General features: G+C 58.5%; 28 protein-coding genes and 1 pseudogene. 25 read left to right on the plus strand and 4 right to left on the minus strand.

Annotation, left to right across the window (positions count from 1 at the left end; all coding sequences use genetic code 11):
* Position 1: 1 nt before the first annotated feature.
* From secY to BW958_RS14910, 8 genes are all read left to right on the plus strand, one after another.
* Positions 2-1330 carry a preprotein translocase subunit SecY gene (gene secY / locus BW958_RS14875; protein WP_076576545.1) on the plus strand — a complete coding sequence of 443 codons (1329 nt, stop codon included), beginning with the start codon at positions 2-4 and terminating at the stop codon, positions 1328-1330.
* 27 nt (positions 1331-1357) lie between these two features.
* Positions 1358-1471 carry a 50S ribosomal protein L36 gene (gene rpmJ / locus BW958_RS14880; RefSeq protein WP_005319705.1) on the plus strand — a complete coding sequence of 38 codons (114 nt, stop codon included), beginning with the start codon at positions 1358-1360 and terminating at the stop codon, positions 1469-1471.
* 140 nt (positions 1472-1611) lie between these two features.
* Complete coding sequence (rpsM, locus tag BW958_RS14885) at positions 1612-1968, plus strand: 30S ribosomal protein S13 (RefSeq protein WP_005350121.1); 357 nt, start codon at positions 1612-1614, stop codon at positions 1966-1968.
* Positions 1969-1982: 14 nt separating this feature from the next.
* Positions 1983-2372, plus strand: a complete 390-nt coding sequence (rpsK, locus tag BW958_RS14890) for a 30S ribosomal protein S11 (protein WP_076576546.1) — start codon at positions 1983-1985, stop codon at positions 2370-2372.
* Positions 2373-2411: 39 nt separating this feature from the next.
* Positions 2412-3032 (plus strand): 30S ribosomal protein S4, encoded by a 621-nt coding sequence (rpsD, locus tag BW958_RS14895; protein ID WP_076576547.1) that lies wholly within the window; start codon positions 2412-2414, stop codon positions 3030-3032.
* A gap of 24 nt (positions 3033-3056) precedes the next feature.
* Positions 3057-4046, plus strand: coding sequence for a DNA-directed RNA polymerase subunit alpha (gene rpoA / locus BW958_RS14900; RefSeq protein ID WP_076576548.1), 990 nt, complete (start codon positions 3057-3059; stop codon positions 4044-4046).
* A gap of 43 nt (positions 4047-4089) precedes the next feature.
* Positions 4090-4473 carry a 50S ribosomal protein L17 gene (rplQ, locus tag BW958_RS14905; protein ID WP_005350112.1) on the plus strand — a complete coding sequence of 128 codons (384 nt, stop codon included), beginning with the start codon at positions 4090-4092 and terminating at the stop codon, positions 4471-4473.
* Between the two features lie 275 nt (positions 4474-4748).
* On the plus strand, positions 4749-5063 hold the full coding sequence (locus tag BW958_RS14910; protein ID WP_076576549.1) for a putative signal transducing protein: 315 nt from the start codon (positions 4749-4751) through the stop codon (positions 5061-5063).
* Between the two features lie 3 nt (positions 5064-5066).
* Here BW958_RS14910 and BW958_RS14915 read toward each other — a convergent pair whose 3' ends face one another.
* A complete protein-coding gene (locus BW958_RS14915) occupies positions 5067-6353 on the minus strand; it encodes a dicarboxylate/amino acid:cation symporter (RefSeq protein ID WP_076576550.1) in 1287 nt (428 codons plus the stop codon).
* A gap of 203 nt (positions 6354-6556) precedes the next feature.
* Here BW958_RS14915 and BW958_RS14920 point away from each other — a divergent pair, with 203 nt between their 5' ends.
* The 8 genes from BW958_RS14920 (at position 6557) to BW958_RS14955 (ending at position 12669) form a co-directional block, all read left to right on the plus strand.
* Positions 6557-6802, plus strand: a complete 246-nt coding sequence (locus tag BW958_RS14920; RefSeq protein ID WP_076576551.1) for a YecH family metal-binding protein — start codon at positions 6557-6559, stop codon at positions 6800-6802.
* 91 nt (positions 6803-6893) lie between these two features.
* Positions 6894-7490, plus strand: a complete 597-nt coding sequence (locus BW958_RS14925) for a YhgN family NAAT transporter (RefSeq protein WP_076576552.1) — start codon at positions 6894-6896, stop codon at positions 7488-7490.
* 263 nt (positions 7491-7753) lie between these two features.
* The gene (gene tatA / locus BW958_RS14930) at positions 7754-7912 is read left to right on the plus strand and encodes a twin-arginine translocase TatA/TatE family subunit (protein WP_076576553.1); all 159 of its coding nucleotides are present in this window, start codon (positions 7754-7756) and stop codon (positions 7910-7912) included.
* A gap of 14 nt (positions 7913-7926) precedes the next feature.
* Positions 7927-8226: a DUF406 family protein gene (locus BW958_RS14935; RefSeq protein WP_076576554.1), complete on the plus strand. Its 300-nt coding sequence runs from the start codon at positions 7927-7929 to the stop codon at positions 8224-8226.
* 119 nt (positions 8227-8345) lie between these two features.
* Positions 8346-9770: an MltF family protein gene (locus tag BW958_RS14940; protein ID WP_076576555.1), complete on the plus strand. Its 1425-nt coding sequence runs from the start codon at positions 8346-8348 to the stop codon at positions 9768-9770.
* A gap of 153 nt (positions 9771-9923) precedes the next feature.
* Positions 9924-11159 (plus strand): phospholipase D-like domain-containing protein, encoded by a 1236-nt coding sequence (locus BW958_RS14945; protein WP_076576608.1) that lies wholly within the window; start codon positions 9924-9926, stop codon positions 11157-11159.
* A gap of 522 nt (positions 11160-11681) precedes the next feature.
* Positions 11682-12317, plus strand: a complete 636-nt coding sequence (gene fabR, locus BW958_RS14950; protein ID WP_076576609.1) for an HTH-type transcriptional repressor FabR — start codon at positions 11682-11684, stop codon at positions 12315-12317.
* Positions 12310-12669, plus strand: coding sequence for a YijD family membrane protein (locus tag BW958_RS14955; protein ID WP_076576556.1), 360 nt, complete (start codon positions 12310-12312; stop codon positions 12667-12669). The genes fabR and BW958_RS14955 overlap by 8 nt, the downstream gene beginning before the upstream one ends.
* Before the next feature lie 31 nt (positions 12670-12700).
* On the opposite strand, the gene BW958_RS14960 is transcribed toward BW958_RS14955, so the two are convergent.
* Together BW958_RS14960 and rsmD are read right to left on the minus strand one after the other, a co-directional pair.
* On the minus strand, positions 12701-12991 hold the full coding sequence (locus BW958_RS14960; protein ID WP_076576557.1) for a DUF1145 domain-containing protein: 291 nt from the start codon (positions 12989-12991) through the stop codon (positions 12701-12703).
* Positions 12975-13592: a 16S rRNA (guanine(966)-N(2))-methyltransferase RsmD gene (rsmD, locus tag BW958_RS14965; RefSeq protein WP_076576558.1), complete on the minus strand. Its 618-nt coding sequence runs from the start codon at positions 13590-13592 to the stop codon at positions 12975-12977. Before rsmD ends, BW958_RS14960 begins: the two co-directional genes overlap by 17 nt.
* A 111-nt stretch (positions 13593-13703) precedes the next feature.
* Here rsmD and ftsY point away from each other — a divergent pair, with 111 nt between their 5' ends.
* Genes ftsY through ftsX form a run of 3 tightly spaced genes read left to right on the plus strand, consistent with a single transcriptional unit; the run spans position 13704 to position 17005 of the window.
* Positions 13704-15338 (plus strand): signal recognition particle-docking protein FtsY, encoded by a 1635-nt coding sequence (gene ftsY / locus BW958_RS14970; RefSeq protein WP_076576559.1) that lies wholly within the window; start codon positions 13704-13706, stop codon positions 15336-15338.
* Between the two features lie 45 nt (positions 15339-15383).
* Complete coding sequence (ftsE, locus tag BW958_RS14975) at positions 15384-16052, plus strand: cell division ATP-binding protein FtsE (protein WP_076576560.1); 669 nt, start codon at positions 15384-15386, stop codon at positions 16050-16052.
* Entirely contained in the window at positions 16052-17005 is a 954-nt protein-coding gene (gene ftsX, locus BW958_RS14980) for a permease-like cell division protein FtsX (RefSeq protein WP_076576561.1), read from the plus strand. The genes ftsE and ftsX overlap by 1 nt, the downstream gene beginning before the upstream one ends.
* A 214-nt stretch (positions 17006-17219) precedes the next feature.
* Here ftsX and BW958_RS20800 read toward each other — a convergent pair.
* A pseudogene (locus tag BW958_RS20800) lies at positions 17220-17270 on the minus strand (hypothetical protein); the annotation flags it as partial.
* Here BW958_RS20800 and rpoH point away from each other — a divergent pair.
* The 6 genes from rpoH (at position 17255) to hutU (ending at position 23639) form a co-directional block, all read left to right on the plus strand.
* Complete coding sequence (gene rpoH, locus BW958_RS14985; protein WP_076576562.1) at positions 17255-18103, plus strand: RNA polymerase sigma factor RpoH; 849 nt, start codon at positions 17255-17257, stop codon at positions 18101-18103. The pseudogene BW958_RS20800 and the gene rpoH sit on opposite strands and share 16 nt — an antisense overlap.
* A gap of 140 nt (positions 18104-18243) precedes the next feature.
* The gene (can, locus tag BW958_RS14990; protein ID WP_076576563.1) at positions 18244-18900 is read left to right on the plus strand and encodes a carbonate dehydratase; all 657 of its coding nucleotides are present in this window, start codon (positions 18244-18246) and stop codon (positions 18898-18900) included.
* On the plus strand, positions 18897-19601 hold the full coding sequence (gene hutC, locus BW958_RS14995) for a histidine utilization transcriptional repressor HutC (RefSeq protein ID WP_076576564.1): 705 nt from the start codon (positions 18897-18899) through the stop codon (positions 19599-19601). Before can ends, hutC begins: the two co-directional genes overlap by 4 nt.
* 150 nt (positions 19602-19751) lie before the next feature.
* Complete coding sequence (gene hutI / locus BW958_RS15000; protein ID WP_076576610.1) at positions 19752-20984, plus strand: imidazolonepropionase; 1233 nt, start codon at positions 19752-19754, stop codon at positions 20982-20984.
* Positions 20981-21904, plus strand: a complete 924-nt coding sequence (gene hutG, locus BW958_RS15005; protein ID WP_076576565.1) for a formimidoylglutamase — start codon at positions 20981-20983, stop codon at positions 21902-21904. The genes hutI and hutG overlap by 4 nt, the downstream gene beginning before the upstream one ends.
* A 34-nt stretch (positions 21905-21938) precedes the next feature.
* A complete protein-coding gene (hutU, locus tag BW958_RS15010) occupies positions 21939-23639 on the plus strand; it encodes a urocanate hydratase (protein ID WP_076576566.1) in 1701 nt (566 codons plus the stop codon).
* Position 23640 lies beyond the last annotated feature (1 nt).

Here is a 23640-nt window from a genome sequence, read left to right on the forward strand (position 1 = left end):
AATGGCTAAGAAACCAGGGTTGGATGCAAAAGCACAGGGTGGTCTGAGTGAACTGAAGAGCCGTCTGCTCTTCGTTCTCGGAGCGATTATCGTATTCCGCGCAGGCTCTTATGTGCCGATTCCTGGTATTGACGCCGCCGTACTGGCCGAATTGTTCCAGCAACAGAAGGGCACCATCATTGAGATGTTTAACATGTTCAGTGGTGGTGCACTTGCCCGTGCTTCGATCTTTGCGCTGGGGATCATGCCGTACATTTCGGCATCGATCATTATCCAGCTGCTGACTGTGGTTCACCCCGCTCTTGCTGAACTCAAGAAAGAGGGTGAAGCCGGTCGCCGCAAGATCAGCCAGTATACTCGCTGGGGCACGCTGGTTTTGGGAACGTTCCAGGCCATTGGTATTGCAACCGGTCTGCCGAACATGATGCACGGCCTTGTGACTAACATAGGGTTTGGCTTCTATTTCACAGCGGTTGTCAGTCTGGTCACCGGAACCATGTTTTTGATGTGGTTGGGTGAGCAGATTACCGAGCGTGGGATCGGTAACGGTATCTCGTTGATTATTTTCTCGGGTATCGTTGCTGGTCTGCCTCATGCCATTGGCGCTACGGCCGAACAGGCACGTCAAGGGGAATTGCACATCCTGCTGTTGCTGTTGCTGGGCTTGATTGTTTTCGCCGTGACTTACTTTGTGGTTTTCGTGGAGCGTGGTCAGCGTCGTATCGTCGTGAACTACGCAAAGCGTCAACAAGGCCGCCAGGTATTCGCAGCGCAAAGCACGCACCTGCCGTTGAAGGTCAACATGGCCGGTGTGATTCCTGCGATTTTCGCATCCAGCATCATCCTGTTCCCGGGGACCATTACCTCTTGGTTTGGTCAAGGGGAAGGGAAAGTGGCCGATATCCTGCAGCAGGTCTCTATGGTCCTGCAGCCGGGTCAGCCGCTGTATGAGATGTTGTATGCAGCAGCCATTATCTTCTTCTGTTTCTTCTACACTGCGTTGGTGTTCAACCCGCGTGAGACAGCAGATAACCTGAAGAAGAGTGGAGCCTTTATCCCGGGGATTCGTCCGGGCGAGCAGACAGCACGTTACATCGATAAGGTTATGACCCGCCTGACTCTGGCTGGCGCGCTCTATATAACCTTTATCTGTCTGGTACCACAGTTCCTGATGACTGCCTGGAACGTACAGTTCTACTTCGGCGGCACCTCGCTGCTGATTATTGTGGTTGTTATCATGGACTTCATGGCTCAGGTTCAGACCCATATGATGTCTCATCAATATGGTGACGTCCTGAGGAAGGCCAACCTGAAGGGCTACGGCCGCTAAAGGTCGGCGTAGTTACGGAGTTAAGCAATGAAAGTTCGTGCTTCCGTTAAGGCAATCTGCCGTAACTGCAAAATCATCAAGCGTCACGGTGTGGTGCGTGTGATTTGCAGCGAGCCTAAGCATAAGCAACGCCAAGGCTAATTTAAGTTACGGTTAGTACTTGCAACAAATAGTTGAGCTGGCTATCATAGCCAGCCAACTTTTGTTGTGCATTGGTTGACCGCCACGTATCCGCTCACGGGCTTTGTGGTGGTCGTAATCTACTTTTGTAGGAGTGAATAGTGGCCCGTATAGCTGGCATTAACATTCCTGACCATAAGCATGCAGTCATCGCTTTGACTGCGATTTATGGCGTCGGTCGTACCCGCTCCAAGGCCATCTGTGCCGCAGCCGGTATCGCTGAGAATGTAAAAATCAAAGACCTGGATGAAGCTCAGGTAGAATCTCTGCGTGAACAAGTAGGTAAGTACACCGTTGAAGGTGACCTGCGCCGTCAGATTTCTATGAACATCAAGCGTTTGATGGACCTGGGTTGCTACCGTGGTTTGCGTCACCGTCGTAGCCTGCCTGTTCGTGGTCAGCGCACCAAGACCAACGCTCGCACCCGTAAGGGTCCGCGCAAGGCTATCAAGAAGTAACGGGAAGGTAGAAAATGGCTAAAACTCCGACTCGTGCTCGCAAGCGCGTTAAAAAGCAAGTGAGCGACGGTATCGCACACGTACATGCCTCTTTCAACAACACAATCGTGACTATCACTGACCGTCAGGGCAACGCTCTGTCTTGGGCCACCGCAGGTGGTTCTGGTTTCCGTGGTTCGCGCAAGTCCACTCCGTTTGCTGCCCAGGTAGCTGCAGAGCGTGCTGGCGAAATCGCCAAAGAATATGGCGTGAAGAATCTGGAAGTCATGGTCAAGGGTCCGGGTCCCGGTCGTGAGTCTTCCATCCGCGCTCTGAACGCGGCTGGTTTCCGCATCACGAATATCACTGATGTGACTCCGATCCCGCACAACGGTTGTCGTCCTCCCAAGAAGCGCCGCGTGTAACGCAGTTGCTACTTGGTCTAGGATTGTTGGAGAAAGAAGATGGCAAGATATATCGGTCCTAAGCTTAAGCTTAGCCGTCGTGAGGGCACCGACCTCTTCCTGAAGTCCGGTGTTCGTGCGATTGATTCTAAGTGCAAGATTGACACCCCGCCCGGTCAGCATGGCGCTCGTAAGCCGCGTCTGTCCGACTACGGTGTGCAACTGCGCGAGAAGCAAAAAGTTCGCCGTATTTACGGCATTTTGGAAAAACAGTTCCGCAACTACTACCGTCACGCTGCCCGTCAAAAGGGTAACACCGGCGAAAACCTGTTGCAGCTGCTGGAAGGTCGTCTGGACAACGTCGTATACCGCATGGGCTTCGGCGCCACTCGTGCTGAAGCACGTCAGCTGGTTAGCCACAAGTCCATCATGGTCAACGGCCGCGTTGTGAACATTCCTTCTTTCCAGGTTTCCCCTGAGGACGTGGTCTCTGTTCGTGAGAAGGCCAAGAAGCAAGCCCGTATCAAGGCTGCTCTTGAAATCGCTGCTCAGCGCGAAAAGCCGACTTGGGTTGAGGTTGACGCTTCCAAGATGGAAGGTGCCTTCAAGCGCCTGCCGGAGCGTTCCGACCTGTCTGCCGATATTAACGAACAGCTGATCGTCGAGCTTTACTCCAAGTAAAGCTAGCTTCTAAGAGAGGACACAATGCTGGGTTCTGTAACAGATTTTCTCAAGCCGCGGCTAGTTGACATCGAGCAAGTTAGCCCGACTCACGCAAAGGTGACTCTTGAGCCGCTGGAGCGTGGTTTTGGTCACACGCTGGGTAACGCCCTGCGTCGTATTTTGCTTTCTTCTATGCCCGGTTGTGCAGTTACCGAAGTCGAAATTGATGGCGTACTGCATGAGTACAGCAGCAAGGAAGGGGTGCAGGAGGATGTTCTTGAAATCCTGCTGAACCTGAAAGGCATCGCTGTGAAGCTGGAAGGCAAGGACGAGGTAACTCTGTCCCTGACCAAGTCTGGAACAGGCCCCGTTACCGCTGGTGATATCACTCACGGTGATGAAGTTGAGATCGTAAACCCGGAGCACGTAATCTGCCACCTGACCAATGCTAATGCTGAAATCAGCATGCGCCTGAAGGTTCAGCGCGGTCGTGGTTACGTGCCTGCTTCCGCTCGTGTTCACAACGACGATGAAGAGCGCCCGATTGGTCGCCTGCTGCTGGACGCTGCGTTCAGCCCGATCGTTCGTATCGCCTACAATGTAGAAGCGGCTCGTGTGGAACAGCGTACCGACTTGGACAAGCTGGTCATCGAAATGGAGACCAACGGCACCCTGGATCCGGAAGAAGCTATCCGTCGTTCTGCCACTATTCTGGCTGAACAACTGGAAGCCTTCGTAGATCTGCGTGACGTGAGCGTGCCCGAGAAGAAGGAAGAGAAGCCCGAGTTCGATCCGATTCTGCTGCGTCCTGTCGATGATTTGGAGCTGACAGTTCGTTCTGCGAACTGTCTGAAGGCAGAAGCTATCCACTATATTGGTGATCTGGTACAGCGTACCGAAGTCGAGTTGCTTAAGACTCCGAACCTCGGTAAGAAGTCCCTGACTGAGATCAAGGACGTGTTGGCCTCCCGTGGTCTGTCTCTGGGCATGCGCCTTGAGAACTGGCCGCCCGCCAGCATCGCTGACGAGTAATCCAGATTACGGGTTTCACAGATTTAGTTAGAAGGATAAGGTCATGCGCCATCGTTTGAGTGGTCGTCAACTGAACCGGAACAGCAGCCATCGTCAGGCTATGTTCCGTAACATGGCCAGCTCCCTGGTTCGTCATGAGATCATCAAGACGACTCTGCCGAAGGCAAAAGAGCTGCGTCGTGTAGTTGAACCGCTGATCACCCTTGCCAAGACTGATAGCGTTGCTAACCGTCGTCTGGCATTCGCCCGTACTCGTGACAACGAAGTCGTGGCAAAACTGTTCAACGAACTGGGCAAGCGCTACCAAGAGCGCGCCGGTGGTTATACTCGCATTCTGAAGTGCGGGTTCCGTGCCGGTGACAACGCTCCGATGGCTTACATCGAGCTGGTAGACCGCCCGGCCGCTGCTGAAGCAGCTGCTGAGTAAGATAGAAAAAGCCGGGCTTGCCCGGCTTTTCTTTTTCTGGTTATCCCTTCCCAAGATTTCTCCACGCTTTCCCTGCCCAGATCACAGCAATGATTAAATCAGTGCTGGTTGAACCCCTTTGCCGATTTTGGTCAATACTATGGGGACCCTTTGTTTACAGTGACGGTATTCCCTACTTGGTGGTGAGATTCACTGTTCGACACTCCGATCGCATGCATTCATGGAGTGACACCTTCACCAGATCACTGACTTGTGGAACCCCAAAAGGAGTGACAATGGATCAATGGTTCAATCTGTATCGCGCCTCGCATGTGCTGGAAGCCCATGCCATCAAAGGCGCGCTGGAAGTGGAAGGGATTGCGGTTCGCCTTAATGGAGAAGGGCTGCAGAGCCTGATTGGCGAGCTGCCGGTCGATTTGCTGCAGGTGACCCTGATGGTCCCCGTCGAGGAGCGTAGTCGCGCTTCACGAGTGATCGAGCGTTATCAGAAGCGGCAGGGCAATGGCTGGATGTGTGGTCGTTGTGGTGAAGAGAACAGCGCCAGCTTTGATATTTGCTGGCGCTGTGGGCACGATCCGGAAGAGGAGTGACTGTCAGTTTTTCAGCTGGGTGACATCGAGATCGTCACCGGCATCAGGGTCATGGAAGACCGCCAAATCCAGTTCGTCCTCATGACGAGCTATCAACACAGAGATCAGAATATCGCCCGATACGTTGACCGCAGTTCTCGCCATATCGAGAATGCGGTCGATGCCTGCAATCAGTGCCACCCCTTCAATGGGCAGGCCGACCGACGTCAAAACCAGCGTCAACGTCATCAGGCCGGTTCCCGGCACCCCGGCGGTACCGATACTGGCCAGCACCGAGATCATGATGATGGTCAGGTAGTCGAGCAGATGCAGATCGACCCCGAACGCTTGCGCCACGAACAGAGCGGTCACGCCTTGATAGAGGGCGGTACCGTCCATATTGATGGTGGCGCCAATCGGCAGCACGCTATCGGTGATGCGTTGTGAGACCCCGAGCCGGCGGCGGGCACAGGCCATGCTGATGGGCTGGGTGACGGTACTGGAGCTGCTGGTAAAGGCGACTGCCTGGGCATCGAGAATACTGCGAAAGTAGTGCCACGGGTTCAGCCTGGCCACGATCAATAGCAGGCTGCTGTATGCGCCGAGCACATGTAGCAGGCAGCCCAGATAGACTACCCCGATCACCTTGAGCAGCGGCAGTAGCAGGTCGAGGCCATATTGCGCGGCCAACCATGACATCAGGGCGCATACCCCGTAGGGCGCCAGAATCATCAGCACCTGACTCAACTTGTTCATGGCCTCGGCGAGGGAGCCAAACAGACGCATCGCTGGCTCACCCTGAACGCCGATGGCATTGATGGCCAGACCGAGCGCCACCGCAAACACCAGCACCTGCACCACCTTGCCATCAGACATGGCTTGCAGCGGATTGGAAGGCACCAGATTACCGAGTAACTGCTCCAGCGATGGCGGCGGCAGTGGAGCAAAGGGCAGGGCGTGTTGCAGTGTCACTCCGGTGCCCGGCTGCAGCAGCCAACCCATCACCAGACCAATACAGATAGCCAGCGTGGTGGAGGCGAGATAGAAGAAGATCGCCTTGATACCGGTCGGACCCAGGTTGCGGCGACCCAGATTACAGATCCCGGTAATCACCGAGCAGAAGATAAGTGGCACCATCAACATCTTGATGGTGTTGACGAACAGGGTTCCGAAGGGTTTTAGCAGCAGGGCGTACTCTGGCATCCCCAGTCCGAGGGTAATGCCGGCCAGCATGCCGATCAGGGTTTTCAGCCAGAGCGGGCGGCGGGTCCAGATCCGCCACGGGGCCATTGCCAATCCTTGGAACTGCATCAACGCGGGGTCCTTGATGTGGTGAGCAAGTGCAAACGGTCGCCAGTGTAGCGGCCTGCCAAGCGGGTTACCACATTATCGACAAAGCGGGTTTCGCTGCCAGTGGCCCGTGCCGAAATAGGGCAAAAACTTGGCCTGCATCAAGGAGTCTGCAACCAAGGTACAGTTTAATTGTCATCTCATATGTTGTTTTGGAGTTCACCATGTCGACCTCGATTCATGGTCATGAAGTGATGCAGATGATGCTTACCCGTGGCGGCAGCTTTACCCGTGACAGACTGCGCCAGGCCATCCACGACACATTCGGTGTCGAGGCTCGTTTCCATACCTGCAGCGCCGAAGGGATGGATGCCGATCAACTGATCGCGTTTCTGGAGCGTAAAGGCAAGTTTGTCGACGAATCCGACGGATTCCAGACCCGTGCCGACCGAATTTGTAATCACGGGTGAGTGATTCAGGGGGCTGCTTTCGGGCGGCCCTCGCCGCTACAGCCCGCTTCTGCTATATTCCACGCCTCTGTTTCAAGTGGCGAGTTCCGTCATGGATACCTTCTCTGCAGCAGTCATGCTGTTTCTGATCATGGACCCGTTGGGCAACCTGCCGGTCTTCCTCTCCATCCTGCGTCATATCGACCCGAAGCGGCGGCGCAAGGTGATGATGCGCGAGCTGTTGTTCTCGCTGGGCATCATGATGGCGTTCCTGTTTGCCGGTCAGCAGATCCTCACCTTCCTCAATTTGCGTCAGGAAGCGGTGAGCATTGCCGGCGGTATCATCCTGTTTTTGATCGCTATCAAGATGATCTTCCCGGGACCGGGTGGGGTGACCGGACTGGCGGCAGGTGAAGAGCCCTTCCTGGTGCCGATGGCGATCCCGATGATTGCCGGCCCGTCGATTCTGGCCTCCCTGTTGCTGCTGGCTAATCAGGCGCCGGGGCGTATGCTGGACTGGTCACTGGCACTGTTCCTGGCCTGGTTGGCCAGTTCGGTGATCCTGATGTTCTATGAGCTGTTCCACAAGCTGCTGGGTGAGCGCGGCCTTACCGCTATGGAGCGGTTGATGGGTATGTTGCTGGTGATGATCTCGGTGCAGATGCTGCTCGATGGCGTGCACCACTATCTGGATGTGGCACAGCCATAACACCGCCCGGATGGGCAGGTTGTGAGCGATTGTGCTGCATCGCCGGGTTGTGCGCATTACACTGCCCGGCAGTGCCAAGGAGTGAGAAGGTGCGTTGCACCGCAAGGTGGACGCCGGCAGCAGGCACTTGCCATCAGGCTGTCACGTCGTCGTGATAAACCGTATTCGGGTTGCCGATTTACGTTTCGCTTGATTTGGCCCAACAATCCGGCCATGGCGTTCTGGTAAAACGAGCTGACTTCGTCAATGTTGGGAGGGGAGTCATGGGACTCGGTGGTATTCATATTTGGCACATGCTGATTTTGCTGCTGGTTGTTGTGCTGGTTTTTGGTAGCAAGCGTCTGGCGGGTGCCGGTGAGGATCTCGGTACTGCGATCCGCGATTTTCGTAAAGCAATGCGTGATGACGATGCATCCAAATAACAGGAGTGGACATCATGTCGGTTGAAGAAAAAGTTCAGGAAACCTGCGAAGCCTGTGGTTGCTTTGCCGAGATTGGCACCATCATTGGCGAGGGCGACGATGTCCTGACTCTTGATATTGCTGCCGTTGACGAGGCCGCTGCCCGCGCCAAGCTGGCCGAGTATCAGGCCTTGGCAAAAGAGGTCTATTCCGACGTACAGATCGGTGAGACCCTGACCAAGAGCGCCGATGGCGTCTCCTTGAATGTCAGCCTTCAGTTCAGCTGCACGGCTGAAAAGCTGATCTTTGAAATGCGTGCCCGCTCTCTGGCGTAAGGCACTCTCTGCGGCGGCGGGGTTCTCCCGCCGCTTCGTCCCGTCAGCAGTGGGACCGAGTGGCAAGAGGAAGGATAGGAGCCGATTCCTGTCCCGACTGGATAACACGAGGTGACGACATGCGACGATGGGTCTGGGCCTGCTGGCTCCTTCTCTTCTCCTGCTCTGCTCTGGCCAACACCTTTGCACCGGCGCTGCCACAGCAGCAGGGCGATCTCGATGCCTTACTCAAGCACCGTGTCCTGCGGGCACTTGTGGTGTATGAGCGCGGCTTCTTTTTCCTCGACCACGGCCAGCAGAAAGGCATTCTGGTTAATCAGCTCAAAGGGTTGGAGCGCTGGCTTAACCGCACCTATCTGCCTCACGCCAAAAATCCTCTGCATATTGTTACCATTCCGGTGCGGCGCGATCGTCTGCTCGATTATCTGGCGCAGGGTTACGGCGATCTGGTGGTTGCCAATCTGACGGTCACGCCGGCACGTGCCGAGAGGGTGCTGTTTTCCCAGCCGGTGATTGCGCCGGTTGAGGAGTGGGTGGTCAGTGCCGATTCGTTGCCGGAACTGACCCGCATTACCCAACTCTCCGGGCGGCGCATCTGGGTGCGCGCCAGCTCCAGTTACCACGAGAGTTTGCTACGCCTCAATCGCTTGCTGGCCGAATTGGGACTGCCGCCGGTCTATATCGAGACGGCGCCGGAATTTCTACAAGATGGCGATCTGCTAGAGATGGTGGCTGCCGGCATGATTCCGCTCACCGTCACCGACAGCTTCAAGGGCCGCCCCTGGTTGCAGACACTGGATGGCTTGCGGGCGCACAGAATGATTCCGCTGCGTGATGATGGTCGCTCTGCCTGGGCCATGCGCAGTGATTCACCGCAATTGCAGGGGGCGGTGAACCGCTTTCTGGCTCAAGCGCCAGAGCGGCTGCTCTATGACGATCAGGCGCTGCGCCAATATATCCGCCAGGGCGATACGCTCAGCAATATTCTGGCACCGCACCGGGTCGTCCGGCTCAACCAGATTCGCCGCGTGCTGCAGAAATACGCTGCCCGCTACGACCTCGACTGGCTGATGTTGGCGGCCATGGCCTACAAGGAGTCGGGGCTCGATCCCTCCGCCCGCTCGGAGCGCGGCGCCGTCGGCTTGCTGCAACTGCTGCCCGATACCGGCGCGGCAGTGAATATTCGTGGCGAGCGGCTGGCGTCGCTGGAAGGGAATGTAGAGGCAGCCTGCCGCTATCTACGCTGGATCCTTGATAACTATCTGCATGACCCGACGCTCGACCGTCTTAACCGCCACCTGCTGGTGTTTGCCGCCTACAATGCTGGCCCCAATCGTATTCAGCGGCTACGCGACAAGGCCCGTGACCTGGGACTCGATACCAGGCAGTGGTTTGGTAACCTCGATCAACTGGTTGGCAATGAAGTGGGCCAGGTGCCGGTCAACTATGTGGGGACCATCTACAAATATTACGTAGCCTATCGCTATAGCTTGCAGCAGATAGAGGGCAAGCAGGCGGCATTACCGGCTCCGCTGCGTCGCTAGCCGGTGGTAGGTCAGGATGACGAAATGCAGGGGTCAGAGGCAGGTTAGCGGCAGTGGTATGCGGCTGGCGCTGCTCTGCGGGCTGATACATCATGATCTCTCCCATACCCGTGTGATGGCCGGATGATGATGCGCTCGCAAGATGACAGAGAGATGGCTCCCGGAGAGTTTGCTCTACTGGATGACCCCCTGCAGGCATTGGCTTGGCGTTGCCAGCTGATCCGCGAGGCGCGCCATGCCATCGATGCGCAATATTACAGCTGGGATGAAGACAGTAGCGGCAAACTGCTGCTGGCTGAGTTGCTGGCTGCGGCCCGCCGGGGTGTGCAGGTGCGGCTATTGGTTGATGATCTGCACAGCGGCGATGCCCGTTTTCTCCCTGCGCTGGGTGCCGAACCCAATATCTCGGTGCGTCGCTTTAATCCATTCCGCTCCACCGTGTGGCGGCCGCTGGCCCTGCTGCTTGAGGTGTTGCTGCGCTTTCGACGTCTCAATCACCGCATGCACAACAAGCTGCTGCTGATTGATGGACGAGTGGCCATCATGGGCGGGCGCAATATCGGGGATCGCTATTTCGGACTGAGCGACGAGTGTCGCTTTGTCGATCTCGATCTGCTCTGCCGTGGCGAGATTTGTCGCCAGCTGGAACGCGGCTTTCAACGCTTCTGGCAGAGTCGCTGGAGTCAGGTTTGGCCGACTCCTGCCAATCACGGTGGCCGCTGCGAGTTTTTGCTCGATTATCTGCAGCCGGAGTTGCGGATCCTGTTCGGGTTACCATCGCCACTGGTGGCGGCGCCACTCAGTTTCTTGCCCGGTAATGGGCGCGCCCTGTTCGATGAGCCGGGTAAAGGGCTGCGCCGTGGCAGTCGTATCGCCGCCCTGATCAGCAACATTCTGCAGCAGGCCGCTCCGCGTCTGGTGCTGGTATCGCCTTATCTGGTATTGCCGCCGCGCTTTATGCGCCGTCTGCTGCGTCTGTCCCGGCGCCGTATTCGCATCACGGTGCTGACTAACTCGTTAGCCACCACCGATGTGCCGCTGGTGCAGGGGACCTACGAGCGACAGCGTACTACCCTGCGGCGCCACGCAGTGCGGGTGTTTGAGCTTAAGCCCGATGAGCTGCGCAGCCTGCACGCCAAGGTGGTGCTGTTTGGCGATCAGGGTGTGCTGCTGGGGAGTTTTAACCTCGATCCCCGCTCGCTCTATCTCAATACCGAGATTGCACTACAGGTAGACAGCTCCGCCGTGCATGATGCGCTGTCCGCTTGGCTGGGGGAGTGTTTGCAGCTGAGTTGGCCGCTGGCTATGCCGGATGAGTCGCCGGTTTCACTGTGGCGGCGCGGTTGGCGCTGGCTCTCCGGTCGTCTGCCGATCCAGCGTTGGTTGTGAGCGGGACATTCGGAGAAGGCGATTGTGCGAGATCTCGCAAACGATTGTAGGCGATGACCCGTGACAGCCATTGCGTGGATTATCCACATAAGTGGTATCACTATGTTTTATAAAGAATTATCTAAATACATTCCGGCTGTTATGCACCTAATCAGCATAAAAAGGCTCTAATAGCGGTTTTTTATACACATCGAGCCCCTAAGATGGGGATTGCAAGGACTACACGTCTCCTTTTGGAGCGTGTGATGCATAGTTGAGTTGCAGCACGGCTTGGCCGGGAACTGGGCATCAGGGATAGATGCGGGTGGCAGGGTGAATAGCGGATTTGCCCGGTCATCATTCAGGGAGAGGCAGCAGACTATGTATCAAATAGAATATGCCTTTTGCGAAGGGGTGATGAGCAATCACCCCGTTTTTTTGTCTGCAAAAATCGGGTCACAGTGGAAATCTGCGTAGCCGAGGATGCAGTTTGCGCTCCCGACGGGTTATGATTCCCGCACAACAGCATGAGGTGGAATGCCTGTGGGAATCCGCGCACAACAAAAAGAGAAGACCCGCCGCAGCCTGATCGAGGCAGCTTTCAATCAGCTGAGCAGCGAACAGAGTTTCTCCAACCTGAGCCTGCGCGAAGTGGCCCGTGAGGCTGGCATTGCTCCGACCTCCTTTTATCGCCACTTTCGCGACATGGAAGAGCTGGGCCTGACCCTGGTGGACGAAGGTGGTCTTACCCTGCGGCAACTGATGCGGCAAGCGCGCCAGCGTATCGCCGGTGGTGGCAGCGTTATTCGTACCTCTGTGCAGACCTTCATGGAGTTTGTCGAGAACAATCCCAACGTCTTTCGCCTGCTGCTGCGTGAACGCTCCGGCACCTCGCCAGCCTTTCGTCAGGCGGTCGTTCGTGAAATTCAGCACTTCATTGCCGAGCTGACCGACTATCTGGAGGCCACCTCGCACGGCAGTCGGGACGATGCTTCCATTCAGGCGGAAGCCATGGTCACCATCGTATTCAATGCCGGGGCGGATGCTCTCGATTTGACGCGTGAGGAGTGTCGGCTCTTGTGTGAACGCACCATCCAGCAGTTACGCATCATTGCCGCTGGCGCCGAGCTTTACCAAAAGCGACATCGCCACGCAGCCCTAGGAGAGTTGCATGAGTGAAACGAGTCTGATCCCCCGAACGCCTCTGATCCTGGCTCTGCTGGTCGGGTTGTGCGGACATGCCAGTGTCGCCGTTCTGACCTACTCGGGGGTGCCGTTCTCCCTGTTTCCCATCATTGCGCTGGTACTGGCTGCCAAGCAGCTCTATCGCCACTATGCCAGCGAGCCGATGACCGGTGATATCCCGGCTTGCACCGTGATCAGCTTTTTTATCGGCGTCTTCGCCCATTCGGCTTTTTTGCGGGTGCAGTACCCGGAGATGGGCAGCAACTTCATCCCCTTAATCCTGACGCTGCTGCTGGCCGCCTGGCTATCGATAAAGCTGGGCCGGATGATCGGTCGCCAACCTTAAACAATCAGGCCCGGCAATACCGGGCCTGATGTTATTCGCGGGGTTTGTTGGTGATCTCTTTGAGCCGCTCGCGCAGGCTGTCTGCGGCAAACACGCCGAAGATAATGATTTGCCAGAACTCCTGACGGGTCACCTCAAAATGGCCCATGCTGCCTTTGCGGATCATGGTGACCTGTGCCCAGTGCATCAAGAGCACGATCATGCCAAATGGCGGCAGCACCGCATGCAGTTTGCCCGGCAGCAAGCCGAACAGGGCCGCCAGTACGCCCAGCCAGAAGATAATCATGACCCCTCGGGCAATCAGGTTAAGCGTCTTTTTCATCGATCACCTCGCGTAGGTAGAGTTGATAGCAGACCTGACCGGCCTGCTTGTCCTTGATGAGCTGCCAGCTGGCCGGCAGCGCTGGGGGCGCAGCCTCTTTCTCGCGCTCAAGATAGATCAGGGCGCCATCTGCCAACCAGCCATTTTGTTCCAGCAGATGACAAACGGTGGGCAGCAGCTCCTGGCGAAATGGCGGATCCAGAAACACCAGATCATACGGGCGGGCAGCGCCCTGCAGCCACAGTGTTGCATCGGCTTCCACCACGTCGGCCGCTTGGGAACCGAGCAGAGCCAGATTCTTGCGTAGCTGATCGGCAGCGCCGCGGTCGCGCTCGACCAGGGTGACCTGGCTGGCATAGCGAGAAAGCGCCTCCAGCCCCAGGCCGCCGCTGCCGGCAAACAGATCGAGACAACGGGTGTCGCGAATGTGGGGGGCAAGCCAGTTGAAGATGGTTTCCTTTACGCGATCGGTGGTGGGGCGCAGCCCTTCCACGTCACGTACCGGCAGTTTGCGTCCGCGCCACTGGCCGCTGATGATCCTGACAAACCCGTTTTTTCCCTGCGGGGACGGGCTGTTGCGGCTGGTTTTCGCTCTCGGCATCGCGTTTCGTCGTCAGAAAATAAAGTGATAGTATAGGGCGGTTCATTTTTGTGCCGAACCTCCGGGGAACGGCCATTTTAGCAGTCCGCCGATCAAGTGAGTAACGATTAGATGGCAAAAGGTTTCTTTTCCTGGCTGGGTTTAGGCCGCAAGAAGGATGAGGCGCAGGCCGAACTCCCCACCGAGCAACCACAACACCAGCCAGTCTCTGCCGAACCGGAATCTGTTTCCCAACCTGCTCCCACCGCCGATACGGCTGTTGTGGTCGAGCCCGAGAGTGCGCCTGTTGAGCAGGCCGATTCCGCTGATGGCCCACTGGTCCTGGAGGAGTGCGCCTCCGAAATTGAACCGGTTATCGTCAATGCGCTGGTAGAAGATGACGCCGAAGCTGCCCGCCTGGCCGAAGAGGCGCGCGTTGCCGAAGCCGCGCGCTTGGCTGAAGAGGCTCGTATTGCCGAAGAAGCCCGTCTGGCCGAAGAGGCGCGTGTTGCCGAAGCCGCACGCCTGGCCGAAGAGGCTCGTGTTGCCGAAGAAGCCCGCCTGGCTGAAGAGGCTCGCGTTGCCGAAGCGGCTCGCCTGGCCGAAGAGGCTCGTATTGCCGAAGAAGCCCGCCTGGCTGAAGAAGCTCGCGTTGCCGAAGCGACACGCTTGGCCGAAGAGGCGCGCGTTGCCGAAGTCGCCCGCTTGGCTGAAGAAGCTCGCGTTGCCGAAGCGGCCCGTTTGGCCGAAGAGGCGCGTATTGCCGAAGAAGCCCGCGTGGTCGAAGAGGCGCGTATTGCTGAAGAAGCCGGTCTTGCCAGCGAAACTCAGGAAAAGCCCCAGCGCGAAGGCTTCTTTGCCCGCCTCAAGCGCAGTCTGGTGCGCACTCGTGAAAATATCGGCTCCGGTTTCTTTGGTTTGTTCCGTGGCAAGAAGATCGACGATGAGCTGTTTGAAGAGCTGGAAACCCAGCTGCTGAGCGCCGATCTCGGGGTTGAGACCACCTCCCGCATTATCGAAGGGCTGACCGAGCACGCCAGCCGTCGTCAGCTGAAAGATGCCGAAACCCTCTATGGTCTGCTCAAGCAGGACATGGGCGAGATGCTCCACGCGGTTGAGCAGCCGCTGGTGATCGATACCAGCAAGAAGCCGTATGTGATTCTGATGGTCGGGGTTAACGGGGTGGGCAAGACCACCACCATCGGCAAACTGGCCAAGCAGTTCCAGGCAGAAGGCAAAAGCGTGATGCTGGCTGCAGGGGATACCTTCCGGGCCGCAGCGGTTGAACAGCTGCAGGTGTGGGGCCAGCGTAACCAGATCCCGGTTATTGCCCAGCACACCGGCGCCGACTCGGCTTCGGTTATCTTCGATGCCATCGAGGCGGCGCGAGCCCGTGGTGTGGATGTGCTGCTTGCTGACACGGCCGGCCGTCTGCAAAACAAGAATAACCTGATGGAAGAGCTGAAGAAGATCGTGCGGGTGATGAAGAAGCTCGATGACGCCGCACCTCACGAGATCATGCTTACCGTCGATGCCGGCACCGGCCAGAATGCCCTGAGCCAGGCCAAGCTGTTCAACGATGCGGTCGGTTTGACGGGTATCACCCTGACCAAGCTGGATGGCACGGCCAAGGGCGGTGTCATCTTTGCGGTGGCCGACAAGTTTCGCATACCGATCCGCTATATCGGGGTCGGCGAAGGGATCGATGACTTGCGCCCCTTTGTGGCCAACGACTTCATCGAAGCGCTCTTTAGCCGCGACGAATAACCAGTACGGGCCCACATCGGGCCCGTCCAGCTATCGGACACCAGCATGATTCGTTTTGACCAGGTCAGTAAAGTTTACAGTGGGGGCCATCAGGCCCTGCAGAAAGTGAGCTTTCACCTGCGCAAGGGGGAGATGGCATTCCTCACCGGCCACTCCGGTGCCGGCAAGAGTACCCTGCTCAAGCTGATCAGCGTCATGGAGCGGCCGAGCGACGGGCGCATCTTCTTTCATGGCGATGACGTCACGCGTCTGGAACGGCGCTATATCCCCTATGTTCGGCGCCAGATCGGCATGATATTCCAGGATCACCGTCTGCTGATGGACCGTACCGTGTTTGACAACGTGGCCCTGCCTCTGGTGATTGAAGGTTATCCCCACAGCGATGTGGTCAAACGGGTTGCCGCCGCGCTCGACAAGGTCGGCCTGCTCGGCAAAGAGCGCTATCAGCCGCGTATGCTCTCCGGCGGTGAGCAGCAGCGGGTCGGCATCGCGCGTGCCATCGTCAACAAGCCGCCCTTGTTGCTGGCGGATGAACCGACCGGCAACCTCGATCCGCAACTGTCGATGGATATCCTGCGCCTGTTTGAAGAGTTCAACCGGGTCGGGGTGTCGGTGCTGATTGCCACTCACGACATCGGACTGATCGCCCGGATGCGCTATCGCACCCTGACCCTCAAGGGTGGCCGCATGTATTCGCAAGAGCGGGAGGCTTGATGGGACTGGTTCGTCACAAGCAGCCGCCGCTGCGCCGCTTCGTCATGTATTGGGTCGATCACGCCCGGCAGGCTATGGCCAGCCTCGGTGAGCTGTGGCGTTATCCACTGGCCAGCATGATGACGCTGGCGGTGCTGGGGGTGAGTCTGGCGCTGCCTTCCTGCTTCCATGTGCTGCTGAAAAACGCCGAGAAGGTGGAGAGTGGTTGGCAGGATAGCTCCCAAATAACCCTCTATCTGCGCAAAGACCTGCCGGAGGAGAGCATCGCCGCGCTGCGCAAGCGTATCGAGCTCTATCCCGAGATCGATAGCGTCGATTATGTCAGCCGTGATCAGGCGCTGAGCGAGTTTCGCGAACAATCCGGCTTTGGCGAGGCGCTCGATTATCTCGATGGCAACCCGCTGCCGGCGGTGCTGATCATTGTGCCGGATGCCCAGTGGCGCAATCCGGAGGCGGCCAGCGAACTGCTCGGCAAGCTCAACGCCGAAAACGGGGTTGAACAGGGCAAGCTCGACTTGCAGTGGCTCGGCCGTCTGCAAGGCATCATCAAGCTGCTGCGCCACACCATCACCGGGATCGCGGTATTGCTGCTGGCGGCGGTGCTGTTGATTGTCGGCAACACCTTGCGGCTGAACATCCTCAACCAGCGCTCCGAGATTGAAGTGCTCAAGCTGGTGGGAGCGACCGATGCGTTTATCCATCGCCCGTTCCTTTACACCGGTATCTGGTTTGGGGTTATCGGCGGCATGCTCGCCTGGTGGCTGACCGAAGTGATGGTGCTGTGGAGTGAAGGGGTGGTCAGTGAACTGGCCGGCTTGTATGACAGCCAGTTCCAGCTGGTTGGACTCGGGCTGGTGGATGGGGTGAACCTGATCCTGCTGGGGGCGCTGCTTGGCCTGATTGCCTCCTGGTTCTCGGTACACCGCCATATTCGCGATATCGAACCTTCCTGATCAGCAGGGAACTTTTCGACCCTGCGCAGCGTCCAACCTGTTGGCAAGGCGCGGGGTCGCTTAAAAGCGCCGCATCGGTCTGTTCAACAACCCATTCATCCATTATTCATGGCATGCCGCCAAAATAAGCTGTCTTGCGACCCGTGGCGGCTTTGGCTAGCATGAGCAGGCCCGCAAAACGGGTCCTTGTCGGTGGACACCCCGATGTCCGGTGTTACACTGGTCGGATTGAATTGAAAGAGGTATTCGATGGGAACTTCATTGCAGCGCACCATGGCCTTGATTCCGCAAGGCAGTCTGGAGAGCTATATCCAGGCGGTGAACACTATTCCTGTGCTGAGCGCAGAGGAAGAGCGTGCTCTGGCTGAGCGTCTGCAGCAGGATGGCGATCTTGAGGCTGCTCGTCAGCTGGTTATGTCGCACCTGCGTTTTGTCGTTCACGTTGCCAAGAGCTATGCCGGTTACGGTCTGCCTCAGGCTGACCTGATTCAGGAAGGCAACATCGGTCTGATGAAAGCGGTCAAGCGCTTCGACCCGTCGGTGGGTGTCCGCTTGGTCTCCTTCGCCGTGCACTGGATCAAGGCCGAAATTCACGAATATGTCCTGCGCAACTGGCGCATGGTCAAGGTGGCAACCACCAAGGCCCAGCGCAAGCTCTTCTTCAACCTGCGCAAGGCTAAAAAGCATCTGGGCTGGTTCAGCCATGACGAGGTTCGTGCGGTAGCCGATGATCTCGGCGTCTCCCCCGAAGAGGTGGTCGAGATGGAAGCCCGTATGAGCGGTCAGGATCAGGCCTTTGATCTGCTGGATGATGACGAAGACGGTTTCGCTCCGGTTCACTTTCTGGAAGACAAATCCTCGGATCTTGCCAGCAACATCGAGAACGACAACTGGGACGATCACGCCACCGTGCGCCTGTCGTCGGCGCTGGCCACCCTCGATGAGCGCAGTCAGCACATCATCCGTGCCCGCTGGCTGGATGAAGAGAACAAGGCGACACTGCAAGAGTTGGCTGATGCCTATGGCGTGTCGGCCGAACGGGTCCGTCAGCTCGAGAAGAATGCGCTGAAAAAACTCAAGGATGCCATGGACGCATAAGGCGTTAAGGCAAAGAAACAGGGCCGGTCGGCCCTGTTTTTGTATCTGGCGCCAACAGGTCGCACCTGCAAAATGCAGGGTTGTTTTGCCCTTGTCCTCCTGTGATAAGGTGCGCAGCAGAGCGTGAGAAGGAGAATGTCGTGAAACTGTTGAATCAACTTTTCGTCAACAACCGTGAATGGGCTGAGCAGATCAAGGCGGAAGATCCTGACTTCTTCACCCAGCTTTCAGCCCAGCAGGCCCCCGAATACCTCTGGATCGGCTGCTCTGATAGCCGGGTCCCGGCCAACCAGCTGATGGGGTTGCTGCCGGGTGACGTGTTTGTGCACCGCAACGTGGCCAACCTGGTCGTCCACACCGACTTTAACTGCCTGTCTGTGCTGCAATACGCCGTGGAAGTGCTCAAGGTGAAGCACATTATCGTCTGTGGCCACTATGGCTGCGGCGGTGTCAAAGCCGCGATGCAGAATCAGGAGCTGGGCCTGATCGACAATTGGCTACGCAACATCAAGGATGTCTACTTCAAGTATCAGAGCGAGCTGGAGGCCGTCGAAGACGAGCACGAGCGCTTTGATTACCTGTGTGAAATCAACGTGGCCGAACAGGTTTCCAATGTCTGCCACACCACCATCATTCAGAATGCCTGGCGCCGTGGTCAGGAGCTGGCCGTGCACGGCTGGATCTACGGGATCAAGGATGGCCTGCTGCAGGATCTTGATCTCTGCATCAGCAGCCCGGATCAGATCCCGAACGTCTACCGCACCTGGATCGAACGCAAGCCGCGTACCCATCGATGAGCGCCCCCCGCTACCAGCAGATCAAGCAGCATGTCCTTGATGCCATTGGTCAGGGACAGTGGCGCGCCGGCGATCGCCTGCCCACCGAGGCCGTGCTGTGTGAGCAGTTTGCGGTCAGCCGGATGACCGTTAACAAGGCGCTGCGTGAGCTCACCGCCGAGGGCTGGCTGGTGCGTAGCGCCGGGGCCGGTACCTTTGTGGCGGATCGGCGCACCGAGTCGCCGCTGTTGGCCATTCGCAATATTGCTGACGAGATTGCCGAGCGTGGCAGCCGTTATGGGGCCCGGGTGATCCGCTTGCAGCGTCTGCCTGCTGATGAGCAGGTCGCGGTTCAGCTTGGGCTGCGGGTGGGGGCGCCCATCTTTCACAGCCTGATCGTGCATCAGGCCGATGAAGAGCCGCTGCAGCTGGAGGAGCGCTTTGTCGATGCCGAGCGCCTGCCGGAGTATGGCGAGCAGGATTTTAGTCAGGAGACGCCGCACACCTATTTGATGCGCGAGTGCCCCCTGTCGGAGATGGAGCATGTGGTGGAAGCTGTGTTGCCAAGCGCCAGCGAAGCGGCGCTGCTGCAGGTGCGTGGTGATACGCCGTGTCTGCTGCTGCACCGACGCACCTGGTCAGAGGGGCGGCTGGTCTCCTATGCCCGGTTGTTGTCGCCCGGCGGGCGTTACAAACTGCGCTCTCAGACCCGCATTGCCTAATTGTATATACATTTAAAATTCAGGCCTGTCATATGACAGGCCTTTTTTATCGCAAAATAGTTGTATTACATCACTCAAATAGCCAAAAGGAGAGTGGTCAGGTAAATCGGTATACGGTATATATTAATGTATATACATTTGGGGTTTGCCATGAACAAGGAACTGTTGGCCTGCGATCAGGTCTGGCTCAATGTACAACCGGCCACCGCCCAGTGCGGCTATGGTCTGCTGCCTCTGCATGCGCTTGGCGTCAAAGGTGGGCGGATCCACGCCCTGATCCCGATGGCGCAGCTCACCGGCCCCTTCCCGTCCGATTGGCGCGATATGGGCGGGCGACTCACCACGCCGGGGCTGGTCGATTGCCACACCCATCTTATCTATGCCGGAAGCCGCGCCACCGAGTTTGAGCAGCGGCTGCACGGTGTTCCCTATAGCGAGATCGCCCGTCAGGGCGGCGGTATCCTCAGCACCGTCAAGGCGACCCGTGAGGCTAGCGAGGATGAGCTGTTTGCGCTCGCCCTGCCGCGTTTGCGCGCCTTGCTGCGCGAAGGGGTGACCACGGTCGAGATCAAATCTGGCTACGGCCTGACCTGTGCCAGCGAGCTCAAGATGCTGCGGGTAGCGCGCCGTCTCGGCAAGGCTCTGCCGGTGCGGGTGCGCACCACGCTGCTGGCCGCCCATGCGGTGCCGCCCGAATATACCGGCGATGCCGATGGCTGGGTCGAGGTGATCTGCCGCGACCTGATCCCGCAGGTTGCTGCCGAGCAGTTGGCCGATGCGGTGGATGTCTTTTGCGAAGGGATTGCCTTCAATCTGGCCCAGTGCGAGCGGATCTTTGCCGCCGCCCGTGCGCACGGTCTGCCGGTCAAAGGCCACATGGAGCAACTCTCCAGCCTCGGTGGCAGCGAGCTGGCCGCTCGTTATCAGGCGCTTTCGGTCGATCACCTCGAGCATCTGGATGCTGCCGGTATTGCTGCGTTGGCACAGGCCGGCACCGTCGCCGTGCTGCTGCCGGGGGCCTTCTATTTTCTACGCGAAACGGTATTGCCGCCGGTGCAGGCCTTGCGCGATGCCGGTGTAGCCATCGCCGTGGCCTCCGACATTAACCCCGGTACCTCGCCGCTGGTATCACTGCGTCTGGCCATGAACATGGCGTGCACTCTGTTTCGCCTCACCCCGCAAGAGGCATTCCTCGGCGTGACCCGCCATGGGGCGCAGGCGCTTGGGCTGGGCGAGACGTGCGGTCAGCTGGCTGTCGGCATGGTGGCCGATTTTCTGATCTGGGAGTGCCACCATCCGGCCGAGCTGGCCTATCAGGTGGGCGTCGATCAGCTGGTGGCGCGGGTGGTGGATGGGCGTGACACGCTGGGAGGGCTGGCATGATTGATATGTCCATTTGGCAAGGCCGACGTGACCCGGAAGATGGCGAGTTGGCGCTGCGCTGGCACGACAAGGTGTTGGCATGGCAACCGGGGAGTGAGCCCGGTGTGGTGCTGCTCGGCTTTGCCTGCGATGAAGGGGTACGCCGTAACAAGGGGCGGGTGGGCGCCGCTGCGGCGCCGGTTGCCATTCGCAAACTGCTGGCCAACAGCGCCTGGCATCTGAGCCGCGCTGTGTTCGATGGCGGTGATGTGCTGTGCGACGACGGCGATCTGGATGCCGCGCATGATCGCTTGGCCAACCATGTCGCCACAGCGCTGGATGAGGGGCACTTTGCACTGATCCTAGGCGGTGGTCACGAAGTGGCGTTTGGCAGTTGGAGCGGCCTGAATCGTCATCTTGCTGGTCAGGGACGGGTAGGCATCATCAATCTTGATGCCCACTTCGATCTGCGCCGCAAGCAGGAGCTGGCAAGCTCCGGCACCCCCTTCTTTCAGATTGCCGAACAGTGCGCCGCACAAGGCAGTGACTTTCGCTATGCCTGCCTTGGCGTCGCCGAAACCGGTAATACCGCAGCCCTGTTTGCCCGCGCTCGTGAGCTCGGTGTCTGGCATGTGCTGGACGAGGCGATGACCGCGGCCGACCTGCCGGCCCTGCGCAGCGGGCTGGATCGCTTTATCGCTCAGTGCGACCACCTCTATCTCACTATCGATCTCGATGTGTTGCCTGCTGCCGTGATGCCGGGCGTCAGTGCGCCGGCGGCGCGTGGCGTGGATCTGTGCGTCATTGAGGCGCTGATTGCCCATATCCGCGCCAGCGGCAAGCTGCGGCTGGCCGATCTGGCCGAATACAACCCGACATTTGATATCGACCAGCATGGTGCCCGTGTGGCTGCCCGGCTGGTGCACCTGTTAACCCGGTGATCTGTCACCATCGTTGAAGTAACAAGGAGTGTGTATGTCCAAGCAACACCAGGATCCGCGTCATGATCCGAGCCGTGTCATCCGTGCGCCGCGCGGTACCGGCCTGACGGCGCGAAGCTGGCTGACCGAAGCGCCGCTGCGGATGCTGATGAACAACCTCGACCCGGAAGTGGCCGAGCACCCGGAATCGCTGGTGGTGTATGGCGGCATCGGCCGCGCTGCCCGCAACTGGGCCTGCTTTGACAAGATTGTCGAGGTGCTGACCCGCCTCGGCGACGACGAAACCCTGCTGGTGCAATCGGGCAAGCCGGTCGGTGTGTTCCCGACCCACAAGGATGCCCCGCGGGTGCTGATCGCCAACTCCAACCTGGTGCCGCACTGGGCCAACTGGGAGCACTTTAACGAGCTGGATCGCAAAGGGTTGATGATGTACGGCCAGATGACGGCCGGCTCCTGGATCTATATCGGTACCCAAGGGATCGTGCAGGGCACCTATGAAACCTTCTTTGCGGTGGCCAATCAGCACTTTGGCGGCGAGCCGAAGGGACGCTGGATCCTGACTGGTGGTCTGGGTGGTATGGGCGGCGCCCAGCCACTGGCAGCCACCATGGCCGGTTTCTCGATGATTGCCGTAGAGTGCGACGAGAGCCGCATCGATTTCCGCCTCAAGACCCGCTATCTCGACAAGAAGGCTCACAGCCTGGACGAAGCGCTGGCGCTGGTGGACGAGGCCAAGGCCAGCGGCACGGCGGTGTCTATCGGCCTGCTGGGTAATGCGGCCGATGTGTTTGCCGAGCTGGTGGCGCGTGGCATTACGCCGAATGTGGTGACCGACCAAACCTCGGCGCATGACCCGGTGCATGGCTATCTGCCGCAGGGATGGACCCTCGAAAAGTGGCGCGATCTGCAACAAAGCGCGCCGGCCGAGGTGAGCGTGGCTGCCCGTCACTCCATGGCCAAACAGGTGCAGGCGATGCTGACGCTGCAAGCGCGCGGCGCAGCCACCCTGGACTACGGCAATAACATCCGCCAGATGGCCTTCGAGGAAGGGATCGCTAACGCCTTCGATTTCCCCGGTTTCGTTCCCGCCTATATTCGCCCGCTGTTCTGCGAGGGGATCGGCCCGTTCCGCTGGGTGGCCCTCTCCGGTGACCCGGAAGATATCTACAAGACCGACCAGAAGGTCAAAGAGCTGATCCCGGATGATCCGCATCTGCACAACTGGCTCGATATGGCCCGTGAGCGCATCGCCTTCCAGGGATTGCCGGCGCGGATCTGCTGGGTCGGGGTCAAGGATCGGGTCCGGCTGGGGCTGGCCTTTAACGAGATGGTGAAAAACGGTGAGCTCAAGGCGCCGATCGTGATTGGTCGCGATCATCTGGATTCCGGTTCGGTTGCCAGTCCCAACCGCGAGACCGAGTCGATGCAAGATGGCTCTGATGCTGTCTCCGACTGGCCGCTGCTCAATGCCCTGCTCAACACCGCAGGTGGCGCCACCTGGGTGTCGCTGCACCACGGTGGTGGCGTGGGAATGGGCTTCTCCCAGCACTCCGGTGTGGTGATTGTGTGTGACGGCAGCGACGATGCGGCGCACCGCGTCGGCCGGGTGCTGCGCAACGACCCCGCCACCGGGGTGATGCGTCACGCCGATGCTGGCTACGACATTGCTGTTGAATGTGCCGAGCGGGAAGGTCTGGACCTGCCGATGCTGGCTGCTGCGAAGAAGGGGAAGTGAG

The sequence above is a fragment of the Aeromonas sp. RU39B genome (assembly GCF_900156095.1).
GTDB lineage: Bacteria > Pseudomonadota > Gammaproteobacteria > Enterobacterales > Aeromonadaceae > Aeromonas.

Bases quoted from the DNA above. Each gene is read 5' to 3' on its own strand.
- secY (WP_076576545.1), top strand. From the start codon at position 2: ATGGCTAAGAAACCAGGGTTGGATGCAAAAGCACAGGGTGGTCTGAGT.
- rpmJ (WP_005319705.1), top strand. From the start codon at position 1,358: ATGAAAGTTCGTGCTTCCGTTAAGGCAATCTGCCGTAACTGCAAAATC.
- rpsK (WP_076576546.1), top strand. From the start codon at position 1,983: ATGGCTAAAACTCCGACTCGTGCTCGCAAGCGCGTTAAAAAGCAAGTG.
- rpsD (WP_076576547.1), top strand. From the start codon at position 2,412: ATGGCAAGATATATCGGTCCTAAGCTTAAGCTTAGCCGTCGTGAGGGC.
- rpoA (WP_076576548.1), top strand. From the start codon at position 3,057: ATGCTGGGTTCTGTAACAGATTTTCTCAAGCCGCGGCTAGTTGACATC.
- rplQ (WP_005350112.1), top strand. From the start codon at position 4,090: ATGCGCCATCGTTTGAGTGGTCGTCAACTGAACCGGAACAGCAGCCAT.
- BW958_RS14910 (WP_076576549.1), top strand. From the start codon at position 4,749: ATGGATCAATGGTTCAATCTGTATCGCGCCTCGCATGTGCTGGAAGCC.
- BW958_RS14915 (WP_076576550.1), bottom strand. From the start codon at position 6,353: ATGCAGTTCCAAGGATTGGCAATGGCCCCGTGGCGGATCTGGACCCGC.
- BW958_RS14920 (WP_076576551.1), top strand. From the start codon at position 6,557: ATGTCGACCTCGATTCATGGTCATGAAGTGATGCAGATGATGCTTACC.
- BW958_RS14925 (WP_076576552.1), top strand. From the start codon at position 6,894: ATGGATACCTTCTCTGCAGCAGTCATGCTGTTTCTGATCATGGACCCG.
- tatA (WP_076576553.1), top strand. From the start codon at position 7,754: ATGGGACTCGGTGGTATTCATATTTGGCACATGCTGATTTTGCTGCTG.
- BW958_RS14935 (WP_076576554.1), top strand. From the start codon at position 7,927: ATGTCGGTTGAAGAAAAAGTTCAGGAAACCTGCGAAGCCTGTGGTTGC.
- BW958_RS14940 (WP_076576555.1), top strand. From the start codon at position 8,346: ATGCGACGATGGGTCTGGGCCTGCTGGCTCCTTCTCTTCTCCTGCTCT.
- BW958_RS14945 (WP_076576608.1), top strand. From the start codon at position 9,924: ATGGCTCCCGGAGAGTTTGCTCTACTGGATGACCCCCTGCAGGCATTG.
- BW958_RS14955 (WP_076576556.1), top strand. From the start codon at position 12,310: ATGAGTGAAACGAGTCTGATCCCCCGAACGCCTCTGATCCTGGCTCTG.
- BW958_RS14960 (WP_076576557.1), bottom strand. From the start codon at position 12,991: ATGAAAAAGACGCTTAACCTGATTGCCCGAGGGGTCATGATTATCTTC.
- rsmD (WP_076576558.1), bottom strand. From the start codon at position 13,592: ATGCCGAGAGCGAAAACCAGCCGCAACAGCCCGTCCCCGCAGGGAAAA.
- ftsY (WP_076576559.1), top strand. From the start codon at position 13,704: ATGGCAAAAGGTTTCTTTTCCTGGCTGGGTTTAGGCCGCAAGAAGGAT.
- ftsE (WP_076576560.1), top strand. From the start codon at position 15,384: ATGATTCGTTTTGACCAGGTCAGTAAAGTTTACAGTGGGGGCCATCAG.
- ftsX (WP_076576561.1), top strand. From the start codon at position 16,052: ATGGGACTGGTTCGTCACAAGCAGCCGCCGCTGCGCCGCTTCGTCATG.
- rpoH (WP_076576562.1), top strand. From the start codon at position 17,255: ATGGGAACTTCATTGCAGCGCACCATGGCCTTGATTCCGCAAGGCAGT.
- hutC (WP_076576564.1), top strand. From the start codon at position 18,897: ATGAGCGCCCCCCGCTACCAGCAGATCAAGCAGCATGTCCTTGATGCC.
- hutI (WP_076576610.1), top strand. From the start codon at position 19,752: ATGAACAAGGAACTGTTGGCCTGCGATCAGGTCTGGCTCAATGTACAA.
- hutG (WP_076576565.1), top strand. From the start codon at position 20,981: ATGATTGATATGTCCATTTGGCAAGGCCGACGTGACCCGGAAGATGGC.
- hutU (WP_076576566.1), top strand. From the start codon at position 21,939: ATGTCCAAGCAACACCAGGATCCGCGTCATGATCCGAGCCGTGTCATC.